Below are 14,421 nucleotides of genomic sequence, written 5' to 3' on the forward strand. Positions count from 1 at the left end.
AGGCTTATCTCAGCTGCGCGACCCAAATGTTCGTCGAGTACGGAATCTGGATCGACGGCGTCTGCAGACTTTGCAGGTAGTCGTCGATGGCGCTGATCACTTCATGGAAGTTCGCACCGGCCTGACGCTCCAGGGTGGCGTGCGAGCGCCAGGCTTCCAGGCATTCGGCGATGGTTTGTTGGTGAATCACTCGCGCATCCAGATGAACCACTGCGCCGAACAGCTCGCTGGCATCGATCACTGCGGTCTGATCTTCGCGACGGGTGCCGTAGCCATAACCTGGCACGCGTTCTTTGATGATGGCTTCGATGCGCGCTTGAATCGGGTCTTCAAGGTTGCGGTGGTTCCACATGCAGGCGAACCAGCCACGCGGCTTGAGGATACGCGCGGTTTCCTTGAGCGCCTGCTGGCGGTCGCAGACGTTGAAGGAACTGCCGAAGGTGACCATGTCGAAGGCTTGCGCGGCCTGGCCGGTGACTTCGCCAGTGCCCTCGTGCCATTTGACGTTGCCCAATGCGGCGGTGCGCTTGATGCCGTTGGCGCGCATTGCATCGTTGGGTTCCACCGCGGTGACATCCAGCTCACGCGCAGCCAGCATCAGCGTCAGGTGCGCAACACCCGCGCCGACGTCACAGAACGCGTCGCCTTTTTCGGCACCGGCGATCGAGAGCATCGCGTCGATCGCCGCGTCGGCGTAGTCCGGACGTTTCAGGTAAGCATCAGCCAGCGTGGTGTAGTCCCATTCCGTTTTCATAGCAGATTCCTTGGATAAATTTTATTGAATAAATCATCGGCCAGATGCTGGCCGGAACGCAGCGGATCGAACTCGGCTACCCAGTCCGCTGCTTGTGGTTCATCAATGGCCAGATCGAGTCCGGCGACATTGTGCAATTCACCCGCGTGGTAACGACGGTAGATACCCTTGGGATCGCGGCGACTCAGCTCCTCCACCGGGACTTTCAGGTACACCTCGAAATACCCCGGCTGATGGGCGCGGTTCCACTTATGAACTTCATGAAACAGTGAAATCGTCGCGATCACGACGGTGTGCCCTTGTGCGGCAATCATTCGGCACAGGTGGGCGTATTGCATCGCCAGCGCCAGCCGACCTTCACGGCCATGATTTTGCGAGTTGGCTGCGGTTGCGCCGAACACTTCGCGCAATTCATCGCCGTCCAGCAGCACAACCGATTGGCCGTTGCTGCGCAGTCTGGCCACGAGTTCACCGGCCAGCGTTGATTTGCCGGCTCCCGAGAGGCCTGTGATCCAGATTACCTGTGCGCCAAGATCGCGTTTCATATCGGTCTGATTTTTGTTTGGTGTGACTGTAACGGCAGGCTGAACCATTTAATGAGCTCAGCCTGCTCCAAGGGTAGTTTTACTCGCCCATTGCCCGTCCAAAAGAGTCGAGCCTGAGCTGGCTGAATCTCGACTCGTGGCGGTGCTCGATCAGGTCTTTGAACACATCCTGAGAGCGGGGCAATTGGCTGTACTGTGCTTCGTAGAACTTCTTGTAAATGTAGTGGCTGTGCTCGGCCGACAGCATGCTGAACCCCAACGCAATGTCTTTGAGGTCATTGCTGTTCTTGGCGATCGGCAGCAAGTTTTCCATCTGCTCGCGCCAGGCGTCGACTGTAGGGTTTTGTTCTGCAGTGAGTGGCACGTAGTAAATCGGTAATTTGCCGGTGTTGAGCATGAACGAAACACCACCCGTTGAAGCATCGGTAACGATGGTGTCGCACAACTGGTAAAAAGCCGAACTGCTTGTTCCCTGCTCGTCGATGGAGATCCAGTCGTGTTGAGAAAGTTGCTGGCACAAGTCTTTCACACTGGGGTGTGCGAGATCAGCCATGTACGGACGCAATATAAACTTCGCGTGGGGAATAGTGTCTTTTATCGAGTTAATGACGGTTTGCAGGTTTTCATACAGCGACGCGCCACTTGGGCAAATTCCAAGTTGAGTAGGCAAGAGTCCGACAACATATTGCTCAGAGGTTTTATCTGCAGGGCGAGCGGATTCGAAGAACTCCGGGATTTTCAGCGGCAACGTTGGCACTACACTGATCGGGCGAAGATCCGAGCGCAGTGCAATTCCGTCGGTTATCAGGGCCTTCAGGGCTTTCCTGTCGTGTCTGTAAAGTTGCAGCCCTGTTTTAAGCAAGTCAAATCCTGACTGCGAAGAGCAAATAATCGCGTCCCAGTAGGAAGTCAGTTCTGAATAGTAGTATTTGTCCTGGGTCGGCATCCCGACGTTGCCATGGCTGATGAAGATGCCGAAGTTTGAATCGTCAAGTACACGGCCAATCCAGGCGTCATTGGAAAGTACAACTTGCGATTGCAAGTTTGAAATGTATTCCACGTCCACTTGTTGCACAGGGTGGTTGAGAAAATCTTCAGTCTGTTCTCTGCTCAGGCCGGTTTTGTCTGTTTGAAGAACAATGCAGTTATACGTGTTCCGCAGTGAGTTGAGCGCAGGCAACAAATACTCAAGATATGTTTTGCCACCTTGCGCAACGTTGCTGATCAAAAAAATATCTTTCATGGTGAGTGATTACTTCTAAAGTTTTATAGAGAAAATAAATCAAGTCAAGCGGACGCGGGATGGTCTGATATTGGCGACTGCACTCATGCGGATGTTTATTTTTTGAACTGCTGCGTCCGGTGGGCAAAAGAAATCTTATCCATGATGAGTACCGCCTCGATATATGCTGTGTGAAAAGTCGATGCTTAATTAAAAACGCAAATTTTATACAGAATGTTGCCGTTATATCACATAACGTCTGCGCACTATCAGTGTGCGAAATTTTTATTTGCGCAGGCTTGCGCCGCTTGAGAGTGGCGCGTTGCGTCATCCTTCATTGGGTTGCCGGCCGATACTGCAATGCCTCGGCCAGATGCTCACGAGTGATCATGTCAAGTTGCTCGAGGTCCGCCAGTGTTCGCGCAACCTTGAGCAAACGGTGGGCCGAGCGTAGCGACAGGGTTAGTCGCTCGCATGCCGACTCGAGCCAGGTTTCATCGACTGTGGATAACTTGCAGTGCTTCTTCAATCCCGGCAAATCGAGAAAGGCGTTAGCGCAGCCCTGGCGTTTCTGCTGGCGCTCTCGGGCGTCGGCCACCAGTGCCGCCGCGCTGGCGCTGTCGTCTCCCGGTTTCACTGCCGGGTTCAACGCCGTCGCCTCGCGCGCCACTGTCAGGTGCAGATCGATCCGGTCGAGCAGCGGGCCTGACAGCTTGTTGCGGTAGCGCTGCACCATGTCGGGTGTGCATGAACAGCGTCCAGTTGGCTCGCCAAGATATCCACAGGGGCATGGATTCATTGCGGCCACCAGTTGGAACCTTGCGGGAAAACGCACCCGTTCCTTGGCCCGGGAAATCACGATCCACCCGGACTCAAGCGGCTCGCGCAGAACTTCCAGTACCTTGCGATCAAATTCCGGCAGCTCATCGAGAAACAGCACGCCGTGATGGGCGAGGGTGATTTCGCCCGGTTGCGGTTTTGAACTGCCGCCGACCAGTGCCGGGCCGGACGCCGAGTGATGTGGTTGGCGAAATGGACGCTGCGGCCAGTGGGTCAGCGGCGCGCCACTGGCGACTGACTGGATCGCCGCCACCTCCAGCGCTTCGCTCTCGGCCAACGGCGGCAGCAACCCCGGTAACCGACTCGCCAACAACGTCTTGCCGGTGCCCGGTGGCCCGCTGAACAGCAAGTTGTGCGCCCCGGCTGCCGCAATCAGCAGCGCGCGTTTGGCGGCTAACTGACCCTGCACCTCACTCAGATCGGGATAGGGTTTGCTGGCATGCATCAGCCCGTCCGAGACATAGGGCTCCACCGGCGTATGCCCATTGAAATGCGCCACCGCCTCGAGCAGATGATCCACCGCAATCACCTTCAATCCCGACGCCAGACACGCCTCCTCGGCATTCGCCCGCGGCACCACCAGCGTGCGCCCGGCCTTGCGCGCCGCCAGCGCGGCCGGCAACACCCCGCGCACGGCTCGCACCGCGCCGGACAACGCCAGTTCACCCAGACACTCCACATCATCAAGCGTCAACGTCGGCACCTGCACACTTGCCGACAGAATCCCCAGCGCAATCGCCAGATCAAATCGCCCGCCATCCTTGGGCAGATCCGCCGGCGCCAGATTCAGCGTGATGCGCCGCGCCGGAAACTGCAGCCCGGAATTGATGATCGCGCTGCGCACCCGATCCTTGCTCTCCTTCACCGCGGCCTCGGGCAAGCCGACCATGGTCAGCGAGGGCAGACCGTTGGCCAGATGGACTTCGACGGTGACGGCGGGAGCATCCACACCAATCTGGGCGCGGCTGTGGACGATGGCGAGGGACATGGTCGTTCCTTGATGTGAATCGGGGGCCGCTTCCTGCGGGTTTTTGAAGGGTAGTCGAGCGGAGTTGCTGTGCTTGAATAGAGGTTTACAAGACGTATCAAGACCCGATGGGCTGTCACTGCTTGCCTGAATTGGAGCGTTGACTCTCGATCGGCATTGACGGATCCTCCCGTTCGAGGACTGCAACTGCGCATTCGTCGGGACTGGGCACCAGTAAAAGCTCCCCCGCATTTTTGGCAGCAGAGAAAGCTGGTTTCTCTGAAGTAGTGACGACGGGCCAGCTCGTCGGATTCTGAACCCAAGGTCGCAAGGCCGGGAGCTAAAGAATCGCTGCGACTACTCCTCCAAACACAAAAAAGGCGTCCTATGGACGCCTTTTTGTTTTTTGACTCAGGATCTTCTACCGGCCAGCGGACCGCTTGGCTCAAGCTCTGGCCCAGATGTAACAGCAACTTCAATAAATCGCCGTTGGTTGGCTGACATATCCCCAGCCAACCGGAGTGCTTCGAGGTGTAATTCAACAATCTGAAGAAGCTTTGCCTTTCGCTTTTTTGGGCTCATACGCACCTCGTGCGATTGGGTTGTTGATTTCGATGTTATTGACCGTTCACAGAAATGACAAGCCGGTTGGTGTGGTCGAATTCGAACCCCAGTTTCCGGTAGTAAAAAACAACATTTGGATCAAGATCCTGAATCTGGATTTCTCTGCATCCTAGCGCTCGCGCATAGTGATCTGCGACAAGCAGAGCAATCGGCGCGATCCTGCCGCGAAGTGGGTGCGCCCTGTCCGGATGCCCTTCCAACAGAACAATCTTTAAGCAGATAGAGCTTGCGCGCGGGGTCGCATAGCACATGCCGTAAAGAACCTGTTTGTACCATATCGCCAAATCCAGACCTTTCGCATCTTTACTTTTCCAGCCTGCAACATCATCCCAAGGGAAAATTGTTGGCCCCTCCCAAAGGAAGTATTGCTTTATCGCTGCTGGAGTAATTGGCTCAAACCTGACCGCCGCTGCATCAATATTTGGGATTCTCGGAGCAATGTCCTTGAGGAAGAATTTGTAGGCGATCTTTCGCGAGTTTGATCTGAAAGTCTGGTTACGAAGATCCGTTGCTTTGCCTTTTCTTCTCATCGTTTTCATCTGTCTGGATCTGGTCGCAGAAGATAACGAAAGGAGAGGGAGTGGCGAAATCAGGCGTGGGAGACGGCTTCTGTAGGAAGGTACTTATGTAAGCGAAGGATTGCGGAGTGGCACACTGAATATTATTACAAACAAATGGTCACTTCAGTGACGAGCCTGAAATGACTATGACTCAGCTTGCTGATTTGGCAATCCGGCCTTCAGATCTACTGCCGGGCTTTCCTCCACCATGAACTCGCTGCGGGGCGTTGCACATGTTCCTCCGCCATCATCTGCGGCACATCCTGCAACCGTATCCACGGCTGGTTATTCCAGTGCAGCAAACTCAGCGACATGTCCGGCCAGTTGAGCAAGCTGAGGTGTCGGCGTTCGGTTGTGGTTGGTTGTTGTGCGTCGCGCAGGCCGTGGAGGCGGAGTTTGTGGCGGATGAGAAGCGGGAAGGTCGTTCCGACCTTCAATCGCGGGCAAGCCCGCTCCCACAGGGACCGCATTTACAAAGAAAGCGGGGTGTTACTCGGCTGGCGGCGTCAGCCTGGCTTCCATCTCGGCCACTTTGGCTTCGAGGCTTTCCAGTCGAGCGCGGGTGCGCGCCAAAACCACCATCTGGCTATCAAACTCTTCCCGGCTCACCAGATCGAGTTTGCTGAATGCACTCTGCAGCAGCATCTTGAACTGGCTTTCGATTTCGGCTTTCGGCAGCGGGGTGTCGCCGTTGAACAGGCGGGAGGCGGTGCCGCTCAGGGCGTCGAGGAAGTCTTTGGGCGCGAGCATGGGAAATGTCCTGAAAACAATGGCCGGCAGTGTATCACGCAGTGTCTATAGTCAATCGCGCAGGCACGGATGCACGCTTTTCGCGCAAGCGGCCGGGCGTCGACGCACCGTTGTTGTGCGTATCCGCTCGGCGGATTTCGTGAAGGCGCCTGCGGCAGCGGCCAAGGGATTGAATTCAGAGGTATTTGGCGAGATGGCAAGCTTTCTGCTTAGTCACCTTCGACCCATGCACTGATGCAGTCGCTGTGACGAATGCAGTGCGGCAGACGGAGCGGGGAGTTTCGTCTGGAGCGGTTAGCTGGCGGCGACATCCAAGCGTTACAAAGCCAGGCACTGCGCTTAGACTTGAGTCGGGTTTGTTTTCCTGGGGCAAGTCCACCAATTCGGGAGAGAGTTTTCATGAAGCTAGTCACTGCCATCATCAAGCCGTTCAAGTTGGACGACGTGCGCGAGTCGCTGTCCGAGATCGGCGTGCAGGGCATTACCGTTACTGAAGTCAAAGGCTTCGGACGGCAGAAGGGTCACACCGAGCTGTATCGCGGCGCGGAATATGTGGTCGATTTTCTGCCCAAGGTGAAAATCGACGTTGCAATTGACGACAAGGATCTGGACCGCGTTATCGAGGCGATAACCAAGGCGGCCAACACCGGCAAGATCGGTGACGGCAAGATCTTCGTGGTGAATCTGGAACAGGCGATTCGCATCCGTACCGGCGAAACCGATACCGACGCAATTTAAGCCGCCACAAACCCCAACGCCCCAGGAGAAAACAATATGACTCTGCGTAAATTCGCAGGGCTTGGAGCCCTGTTGTCTATCGTAATGCCCGGCCTGGCCATGGCGGCAGACGAAGTGGCAGCTCCAGTCCTGAACTCCGGCGACACCGCCTGGATGCTTACCGCTACTGCCCTCGTGCTGTTCATGACGATTCCAGGCCTCGCGCTGTTCTACGGCGGCATGGTTCGTTCGAAAAACATTCTTTCCGTGATGATGCAGTGCTTCGCCATTACCGGTCTGATCAGCGTCCTGTGGGTCATTTATGGCTACAGCATCGCGTTCGACACCACCGGCATGGAGCAGGGCGTCGTCAACTTCAACTCCTTCGTCGGCGGCTTTGGCAAGGCGTTCCTTGCCGGCGTTACCCCGGCGAGCATTACCGGTCCTGCGGCGCTATTCCCCGAGGCGGTCTTCATCACCTTTCAGATGACCTTTGCGATCATCACCCCGGCGCTGATCGTCGGTGCGTTTGCCGAGCGGATGAAGTTTTCGGCGATGCTGATCTTCATGGCCATCTGGTTCACCCTGGTGTATGCGCCGATTGCGCACATGGTCTGGGCCGGCAATGGTGGCCTGATGTGGGACTGGGGCGTGCTCGATTTCGCGGGCGGCACTGTGGTCCATATCAACGCCGGTATCGCGGGCCTGGTTGCCTGTCTGGTGCTGGGCAAGCGTAAAGGCTTCCCGACCACCCCGATGGCTCCGCACAATCTTGGTTACACCCTGATGGGCGCCGCCATGCTCTGGGTTGGCTGGTTCGGCTTCAACGCAGGCTCCGCTGTGGCTGCCAACGGCACCGCCGGCATGGCGATGCTGGTGACTCAGATTGCGACCGCCGCTGCGGCACTGGGCTGGATGTTTGCCGAGTGGGTCACTCACGGCAAGCCGAGCGCACTGGGCATTGCCTCGGGTGTGGTTGCCGGTCTGGTGGCGATTACTCCGGCTGCCGGCACCGTGGGCCCGATGGGCGCACTGGTCATCGGTCTGGCGGCGGGCGTGGTGTGCTTCTTCTGCGCCACCACCCTGAAACGCAAAATGGGTTATGACGATTCCCTCGACGCCTTCGGCGTGCACGGCATCGGCGGTATTCTCGGTGCGATCCTCACTGGCGTGTTCGCTGCACCGGCGCTGGGCGGCTTCGGCACCGTCACCGATATCGGTGCGCAAGTCTGGATTCAAATCAAAGGCGTGGGCTTCACGGTGATCTACACCGCGATCGTCACCTTTATCATCCTCAAGGTGCTGGACGCCGTCATGGGTCTGCGTGTGACCGAGGAAGAAGAAGCGGTGGGCCTCGATCTGGCTCAACACAACGAACGCGGCTACAACCTGTAAGACGCGCAGCAAAAAAACTTGCCCGGTTCGCCGGGCATTTTTTTGCGCGCAATTTGTCATCAACTGACAGGCTGAAAGGATTTTTCGTACTGCTTTAGTCGTGTTTACGACGACGGTTTTTCTACGGCGAAAGGCTTACGCAATGGCAGGAATATTAGGGACTTTGTTTTTTCCCAGAGCGCGCTAGAATGCGCCCCGAACGTGCGGAGAACTGTATGTGGCAACAGACTCTGATTACCCTGCGGGCAAGGCCTCGGGGCTTTCATCTGGTAACGGACGAGTTGATCGAAGGCCTGCCTGAACTCAAGGCGTGCCGGGTCGGTCTGTTGCATTTGTGGCTACAGCACACCTCGGCCTCGTTGACCATCAACGAGAACGCCGACCCGGCGGTACGTCGCGACTTCGAACGATTTTTCAATCGTCTGATCCCACAAGGTACAGACGGCTACGAGCATAACGACGAAGGCCTGGACGACCTCCCGGCGCACTTCAAAGCCAGCGTGCTTGGCTGTCAGTTGAGTCTGCCGATATCGGCAGGGCGGCTGGCACTGGGAACCTGGCAAGGCGTTTATCTGGGCGAGCACCGAGATCATGGCGGTGCGCGTAAAGTCCTTGCCACCGTTTACGGTGAACAGGCATAGCCGCTGGTCTGCAGTGGCGAACGATTTTTTCCGGCAACTTTCGACAGTTGTCAAAGCTGGTCTATAACTAATCTGCTTTTCGCAAGTCATGAGGTAGAACATGAGCGACGATGATCTGGAAACCGACGACCTCGAAGTAGGCGACGAAGACGAGGCCGACGAAGGCCTGGAAGCGGCAGCGGAAGACGTTGCCGATGACGACGGTGGCGATACGCCGGTCCCGGTTGCCAAAGGCAAAGCCAAGGCTGCGGTATCAGTCGATGAGTTGCCGAGCGTTGAAGCCAAGAACAAAGAGCGCGACGCCCTGGCCAAGGCCATGGAAGAGTTCCTGTCGCGTGGCGGAAAAGTGCAGGAAGTGGAGGCCAATGTGGTCGCCGATCCGCCGAAGAAGCCGGACAACAAATACGGCAGCCGCCCTATCTGAGGCGTGCCGCTTGCTTGCTGAGAGAGCCCGCCGCTGTTGCGGGCTTTTTCATGGGCGAAAGAAAAATGTGAATGCATAGCGATCCTGTGGGAGCTGGCTTGCCAGCGATGAGGTTTGCACATTCAACATCAATGTTGTCTGACAGGCCGCCATCGCTGGCAAGCCAGCTCCCACAGGGAATGATGTAAATTCAGGGTCAGTGTTGGGCATTCCAGCGGGCGAGGACGGCTGGCAGTTCGGTCAGGCTGCGGATCTCGGCATCCGGCAGGCGCTCGGCTTCCCAGACTTTGCCCGCCGGGTTGAACCACACCGCGCGCAATCCCGCCTGCTGCGCTCCGGCTATGTCATCGCCGGGATGATCGCCGATATGCACCGCCGCCTCGGCGTTCACGCCGCCACGCTGCAAGGCTTCGTGGAACAGCCGCGCATCCGGTTTGGCGATGCCGATGTCTTCGGCGCACAGGGCAAATTTGAAGTAATCGGCCAGGCCCAAACGGCGCACATCGGCATTGCCGTTGGTGACCACGCCGAGGGCGTAGTGATTGGCCAGCGCTTCGAGGGTTGGCACTACCTCGGGGAATACCTCGATCTGATGCCGCGCATGCAGGAACACTTCAAAACTTTTGTCAGCCAGATCCGACGATTCGTCATGACCATAGCCGGCGTCTTCCAGCGCATGGAACAGCACTTTGCGGCGCAACGCGCTGATGCGGTGCTTGAGGCTCGGATCGCTGGCCAGCACGCGCTCGCGGATCGCCCACAGATGTTCCACCGGCACTGCGCCGAGATTCGGCGCGTGTTCGCTCAACCATTCACGCAAAACCGCTTCAGCACTGACGATCACCGGCGCGGTATCCCACAGGGTGTCGTCGAGGTCGAAGGTGATCAACTGGATGCTCATGAATCATCGCCTTTGCTGCGTTTGGCCCGTGGGTGGGCGCTGTCGTAGACCGCCGCCAGGTGCTGGAAGTCCAGGTGGGTGTAGATCTGGGTGGTCTTGATGTCCGAGTGCCCGAGCAATTCCTGCACCGCGCGCAGGTCCTGCGAGGACTCCAGCAAGTGACTGGCGAAGGAGTGCCGCAGCATGTGCGGGTGCAGGTTCTGCCCCAGTTCACGCTCGCCGGCGAGTTTGACCCGCACCTGAATCGCACGCGGGCCGAGACGCCGACCTTGCTGGCTGACAAACACTGCGTCGTCCGCCGGGTTGGCCATGGCGCGCAGCGGCAGCCAGTGTTCCAGTGCTTCGCGGGCCTTTTTGCCGACCGGCAGCAGGCGCGTCTTGCTGCCTTTGCCGAGCACCTGAACCATGCCGTCGGCCAGATCCAGCTGATCAAGATTAAGCCCGGTCAGCTCCGAAAGACGCAGCCCGGAGGAGTAGAACAACTCGAGAATCGCCTGATCGCGACGTGCGAGAAAATCATCCTCGACCGCGCCTTCCAGCAGTTGCAGCGCACGGTCGGCATCGAGGGTTTTCGGCAGTCGGCGTTCACCTTTGGGCGGCGCCAGGCCGGTTGCCGGGTCGTGATCGCAAAGCCCTTCACGGTTCAGATAGTGATAGAGGCCACGGACTGCCGAGAGCAGCCGCGCAAGGCTGCGCGAGGATTGGCCTTGCCCGTGCAGACGGGCGATCAGGCTGCGCAGGCGCTGGATGTCCAGCGCCTGCCAACTGCCGACGTTCTGTTTGACGCACCAACCGAGGACTTTATCCAGATCGCGGCGATAGGCCGACAGCGTATGTGGCGACACCTGTCGCTCGCTGCGCAGGTGTTCGCAGTAAGCGTCCAGTTGCCGTTGCATGCTCAGCGTACCGAGCGCAGCGAGCTGTTGACCCGTGGCAGCACGCGGCCCATGACTTCGGCGATATAGCTGAGGAACAGCGTGCCGACCGAACTCTTGTAATGCCGCGGATCGCGACTGGCGATCGCCAGAATCCCGTGAATGCCTTGGTTGCTCACGGCGACCACGGCGGTGGAACCGATCTGCGTGCGCTGTTCTTCGCCGAACAGGAAGTCCAGCTCATGTTCGCGCAAGACACCGCTGACGCTTTTGCCTTCGGTGAGCAGACCGCCGATGGCAACTTGTGCGTCGGCGTGGGTCTCCCAGCGGCCGACCGGCGCGGGATTGTCACCGAGCAGAATCAGGCTGACGAAGGGCACCTGAAAGTCCTGGCGCAGACTGTCTTCAACGCCGATCACCACGTCTTCCAGAGTGGCGGCGTCCATCAGTGTAAGGATCAGGCGACGGGTCTTGTCGAACAGGCGATCGTTGTCGCGCGCGACATCCATCAGATGCGAGAGGCGGTGACGCATCTCGATGTTGCGGTCGCGCAGGATGCTCATCTGGCGTTCGACCAGCGAGATGGTGTCACCGCGCTGATGGGGAATGCGCATGGCAGGAAGCAGTTCTTCGTGCTCGATGAAGAAGTCCGGATGAGCCTCCAGGTATGCGGCAACCGCTGCCGCCTCCAGGTTCTCGGACGCTGATTCGTCGGACTCTCGGGCGGGTACCTGGGGCTTATCGGTCATGGCTTCTGCTCACTCAAAGACGCACTTGTCCTTCATATACTCGCACTGCCGGGCCGGTCATCATCACCGGTTGGCCGGGGCCTGCCCATTCAATGGACAAGCGCCCGCCCGGCAGGTCGATCAATAGCGGCGAATCCATCCACCCCTGGCTGATTGCAGCGACAGCCGCCGCGCAAGCGCCGGTCCCGCAGGCCTGAGTTTCCCCGGCCCCGCGTTCCCAGACGCGCAATTGTGCGCGGTTGCGGTCGATGACTTGCAGAAAACCGACATTGACCCGTGCCGGGAAGCGCGGGTGATGTTCGATTTTCGGCCCCAATTCATGCACGGGTGCGCTGTTGATGTCCTGCACGCGCAGCACGGCGTGCGGGTTGCCCATCGACACGGCGGCGAGTTCGACGCGGGTGCCGTCGACATCGACCTGATAGCTCAGGGCCTGCTCGGGTGCCTGGAACGGAATATCCGCCGGCACCAGACGCGGAGCGCCCATGTTCACGCCGATCTGGCCGTCGTTACGCACGTCGAGTTCGATGATGCCGCCCTTGGTCTCGACGCGGATCTGCCGTTTGGCGGTCAGACGCTTGTCGAGCACGAAGCGTGCGAAGCAGCGCGCACCGTTGCCGCACTGTTCCACTTCGGAACCGTCGGAGTTGAAGATCCGATAGCGGAAATCCACTTCCGGATTGCTCGGCGCTTCGACGATCAGCAACTGGTCGAAACCGATACCGGTGTGCCGGTCGCCCCATTGTTTGGCGTGTTTGGGCTGAATGTGCGCGTGCTGGCTGACCAGGTCGAGGACCATGAAGTCATTGCCCAAGCCGTGCATTTTAGTAAAACGCAGCAGCATGGGTTACTCCGGCAGCAGGCTTTCGCCGGCAAACAGCTCGGCCACGGTTTCGCGGCGACGCACTTCAAAAGCCTGATCGCCATCCACCAGCACCTCGGCCGCACGGCCACGAGTGTTGTAGTTGGAGCTCATGACAAAACCGTAGGCACCGGCCGAATGCACCGCCAGCAGGTCGCCTTCTTCCAGCGCCAGTTCACGATCCTTGGCGAGGAAGTCGCCGGTTTCGCAGATCGGGCCGACGATGTCGTAGCTGCGCGCAGTGGTGTCGCGCGGTTTGACCGCGGTGACGTCCATCCACGCCTGATACAGCGCCGGGCGGATCAGGTCGTTCATCGCCGCGTCGACGATGGCGAAATCCTTGTGCTCGGTGTGCTTGAGGTACTCGACCTGCGTCAGCAGCACGCCGGCGTTGGCGACGATGAAACGGCCCGGCTCGAATACCAGCGCCAGATCACGACCGTCGAGACGCTCGCGCACGGCTTTGATGTAGTCGGCAGCCAGTGGCGGCTCTTCATCGCGATAACGCACGCCCAAACCACCACCGAGATCGATGTGGCGCAGGTAGATGCCGCAATCGCTCAGACGATCAACCAGTGCCAGCAGGCGGTCGAGGGCATCGATGAATGGCGGCAACGAGGTCAGCTGCGAGCCGATGTGGCAGTCAACGCCAAGCACTTCCAGGTTCGGCAACTGCGCGGCACGCACGTACACGTCCTCGGCGTCGGCAATGGCGATGCCGAACTTGTTCTCTTTGAGACCGGTGGAAATGTACGGGTGGGTGCCGGCATCGACGTCCGGGTTGACGCGCAGCGAGATCGGCGCGCGCACGCCGAGTTCGGCGGCAACCACTTGCAGACGTTCCAGCTCATCGGTGGATTCGACGTTGAAGCAATGCACGCCGACTTCGAGGGCGCGACGCATGTCTTCGCGGGTCTTGCCGACACCGGAGAACACGATCTTGTCCGCGCTGCCGCCAGCGGCCAGAACACGTTCCAGCTCGCCACCGGAAACGATGTCAAAACCGGCGCCAATGCGCGCCAGGACGTTCAACACACCGAGGTTGGAGTTGGCCTTGACCGCAAAGCACACCAGATGCGGCATGCCGGCCAGCGCATCGGCGTAAGCCCGATACTGGGCTTCGATGTGCGCGCGGGAGTAGACGTAGGTCGGCGTGCCGAAGCGTTCGGCGATGGCCGACAGCGCCACACCTTCCGCGAACAGCTCCCCGCCACGGTAGTTAAAAGCGTCCATGGCGATCCCTTAGTAAACGTCGTGCTTGTGTGCTTTGGAGGCAGGTTGTTGTTGCGACGACTTGGCTTGCTCGGCCGGATCCTGAGTGTCATCCGGCAGGTACAGCGGGCCTTTTTGACCGCAGGCCGAAATTAAACAGGCAAAAGCGACGAGCGAAGCGAGCGCAGCAAGGGATGAGATCAGGCGCTTCATGGCGAAATCCTTGAAAATGCGTTAATTGCGCCGGAGTATACCGGCCACCCGGCAGCTTGCCTATGCGACCGGGCACCCGTCCGGCGGGGCTTGTCCGATGACCGGTCAGTAATGTGCAATCCGGGCTCGCGCAGGTTGTTATCCTTTGCAATCGGCTGGCAGCGTCCGTA

16 protein-coding genes and 1 pseudogene are annotated in these 14,421 nt (G+C 58.7%); 4 read left to right on the plus strand and 13 right to left on the minus strand.

From position 1 onward, the window contains the following. Window positions 1-4: 4 nt before the first annotated feature. From ACP7EE_RS04430 to ACP7EE_RS04460, 7 genes and pseudogenes are all read right to left on the minus strand, one after another. Window positions 5-754, minus strand: a complete 750-nt coding sequence (locus tag ACP7EE_RS04430) for a class I SAM-dependent methyltransferase (protein WP_420649221.1) — start codon at window positions 752-754, stop codon at window positions 5-7. Continuing rightward, entirely contained in the window at window positions 751-1,347 is a 597-nt protein-coding gene (locus ACP7EE_RS04435; protein WP_426233733.1) for an adenylyl-sulfate kinase, read from the minus strand. The genes ACP7EE_RS04430 and ACP7EE_RS04435 overlap by 4 nt, the downstream gene beginning before the upstream one ends. A 31-nt stretch (window positions 1,348-1,378) precedes the next feature. Then, window positions 1,379-2,542: a hypothetical protein gene (locus ACP7EE_RS04440; RefSeq protein ID WP_426233734.1), complete on the minus strand. Its 1,164-nt coding sequence runs from the start codon at window positions 2,540-2,542 to the stop codon at window positions 1,379-1,381. A gap of 313 nt (window positions 2,543-2,855) precedes the next feature. Next, the gene (locus ACP7EE_RS04445; protein ID WP_426233735.1) at window positions 2,856-4,349 is read right to left on the minus strand and encodes a YifB family Mg chelatase-like AAA ATPase; all 1,494 of its coding nucleotides are present in this window, start codon (window positions 4,347-4,349) and stop codon (window positions 2,856-2,858) included. Between the two features lie 596 nt (window positions 4,350-4,945). Continuing rightward, entirely contained in the window at window positions 4,946-5,491 is a 546-nt protein-coding gene (locus ACP7EE_RS04450) for an N-acetyltransferase (protein WP_426233736.1), read from the minus strand. Between the two features lie 206 nt (window positions 5,492-5,697). Continuing rightward, window positions 5,698-5,892, minus strand: a pseudogene (locus ACP7EE_RS04455) (BRO-N domain-containing protein); the annotation flags it as partial. Window positions 5,893-6,001: 109 nt separating this feature from the next. Next, a complete protein-coding gene (locus ACP7EE_RS04460) occupies window positions 6,002-6,262 on the minus strand; it encodes an accessory factor UbiK family protein (RefSeq protein ID WP_420647505.1) in 261 nt (86 codons plus the stop codon). Between the two features lie 399 nt (window positions 6,263-6,661). Between ACP7EE_RS04460 and glnK the strand changes: the two genes are divergently transcribed. From glnK to sutA, 4 genes are all read left to right on the plus strand, one after another. After that, complete coding sequence (glnK, locus tag ACP7EE_RS04465; protein ID WP_002555808.1) at window positions 6,662-7,000, plus strand: P-II family nitrogen regulator; 339 nt, start codon at window positions 6,662-6,664, stop codon at window positions 6,998-7,000. 36 nt (window positions 7,001-7,036) lie between these two features. After that, window positions 7,037-8,374, plus strand: a complete 1,338-nt coding sequence (locus ACP7EE_RS04470; RefSeq protein WP_420647504.1) for an ammonium transporter — start codon at window positions 7,037-7,039, stop codon at window positions 8,372-8,374. Window positions 8,375-8,589: 215 nt separating this feature from the next. Then, window positions 8,590-9,015, plus strand: a complete 426-nt coding sequence (locus ACP7EE_RS04475) for a secondary thiamine-phosphate synthase enzyme YjbQ (RefSeq protein ID WP_420647503.1) — start codon at window positions 8,590-8,592, stop codon at window positions 9,013-9,015. 100 nt (window positions 9,016-9,115) lie between these two features. Further along, window positions 9,116-9,439, plus strand: a complete 324-nt coding sequence (gene sutA / locus ACP7EE_RS04480) for a transcriptional regulator SutA (RefSeq protein WP_420647502.1) — start codon at window positions 9,116-9,118, stop codon at window positions 9,437-9,439. 196 nt (window positions 9,440-9,635) lie between these two features. On the opposite strand, the gene ACP7EE_RS04485 is transcribed toward sutA, so the two are convergent. The 6 genes from ACP7EE_RS04485 to lptM are packed head-to-tail and all read right to left on the minus strand — an operon-like array spanning window position 9,636 to window position 14,251. Beyond that, complete coding sequence (locus ACP7EE_RS04485) at window positions 9,636-10,340, minus strand: HAD family hydrolase (protein WP_426233737.1); 705 nt, start codon at window positions 10,338-10,340, stop codon at window positions 9,636-9,638. Then, complete coding sequence (gene xerC / locus ACP7EE_RS04490; RefSeq protein ID WP_426233738.1) at window positions 10,337-11,236, minus strand: tyrosine recombinase XerC; 900 nt, start codon at window positions 11,234-11,236, stop codon at window positions 10,337-10,339. Before xerC ends, ACP7EE_RS04485 begins: the two co-directional genes overlap by 4 nt. 2 nt (window positions 11,237-11,238) lie before the next feature. Further along, window positions 11,239-11,964 (minus strand): DUF484 family protein, encoded by a 726-nt coding sequence (locus ACP7EE_RS04495; RefSeq protein WP_426233739.1) that lies wholly within the window; start codon window positions 11,962-11,964, stop codon window positions 11,239-11,241. A gap of 13 nt (window positions 11,965-11,977) precedes the next feature. Next, window positions 11,978-12,808, minus strand: coding sequence for a diaminopimelate epimerase (dapF, locus tag ACP7EE_RS04500; protein ID WP_420647498.1), 831 nt, complete (start codon window positions 12,806-12,808; stop codon window positions 11,978-11,980). Between the two features lie 3 nt (window positions 12,809-12,811). Beyond that, window positions 12,812-14,059 (minus strand): diaminopimelate decarboxylase, encoded by a 1,248-nt coding sequence (gene lysA, locus ACP7EE_RS04505; RefSeq protein ID WP_426233740.1) that lies wholly within the window; start codon window positions 14,057-14,059, stop codon window positions 12,812-12,814. 9 nt (window positions 14,060-14,068) lie between these two features. Further along, entirely contained in the window at window positions 14,069-14,251 is a 183-nt protein-coding gene (gene lptM / locus ACP7EE_RS04510) for an LPS translocon maturation chaperone LptM (RefSeq protein ID WP_420647496.1), read from the minus strand. Window positions 14,252-14,421 lie beyond the last annotated feature (170 nt).

The organism is Pseudomonas sp. TWP3-2 (assembly GCF_049897765.1).
Lineage (GTDB): Bacteria > Pseudomonadota > Gammaproteobacteria > Pseudomonadales > Pseudomonadaceae > Aquipseudomonas.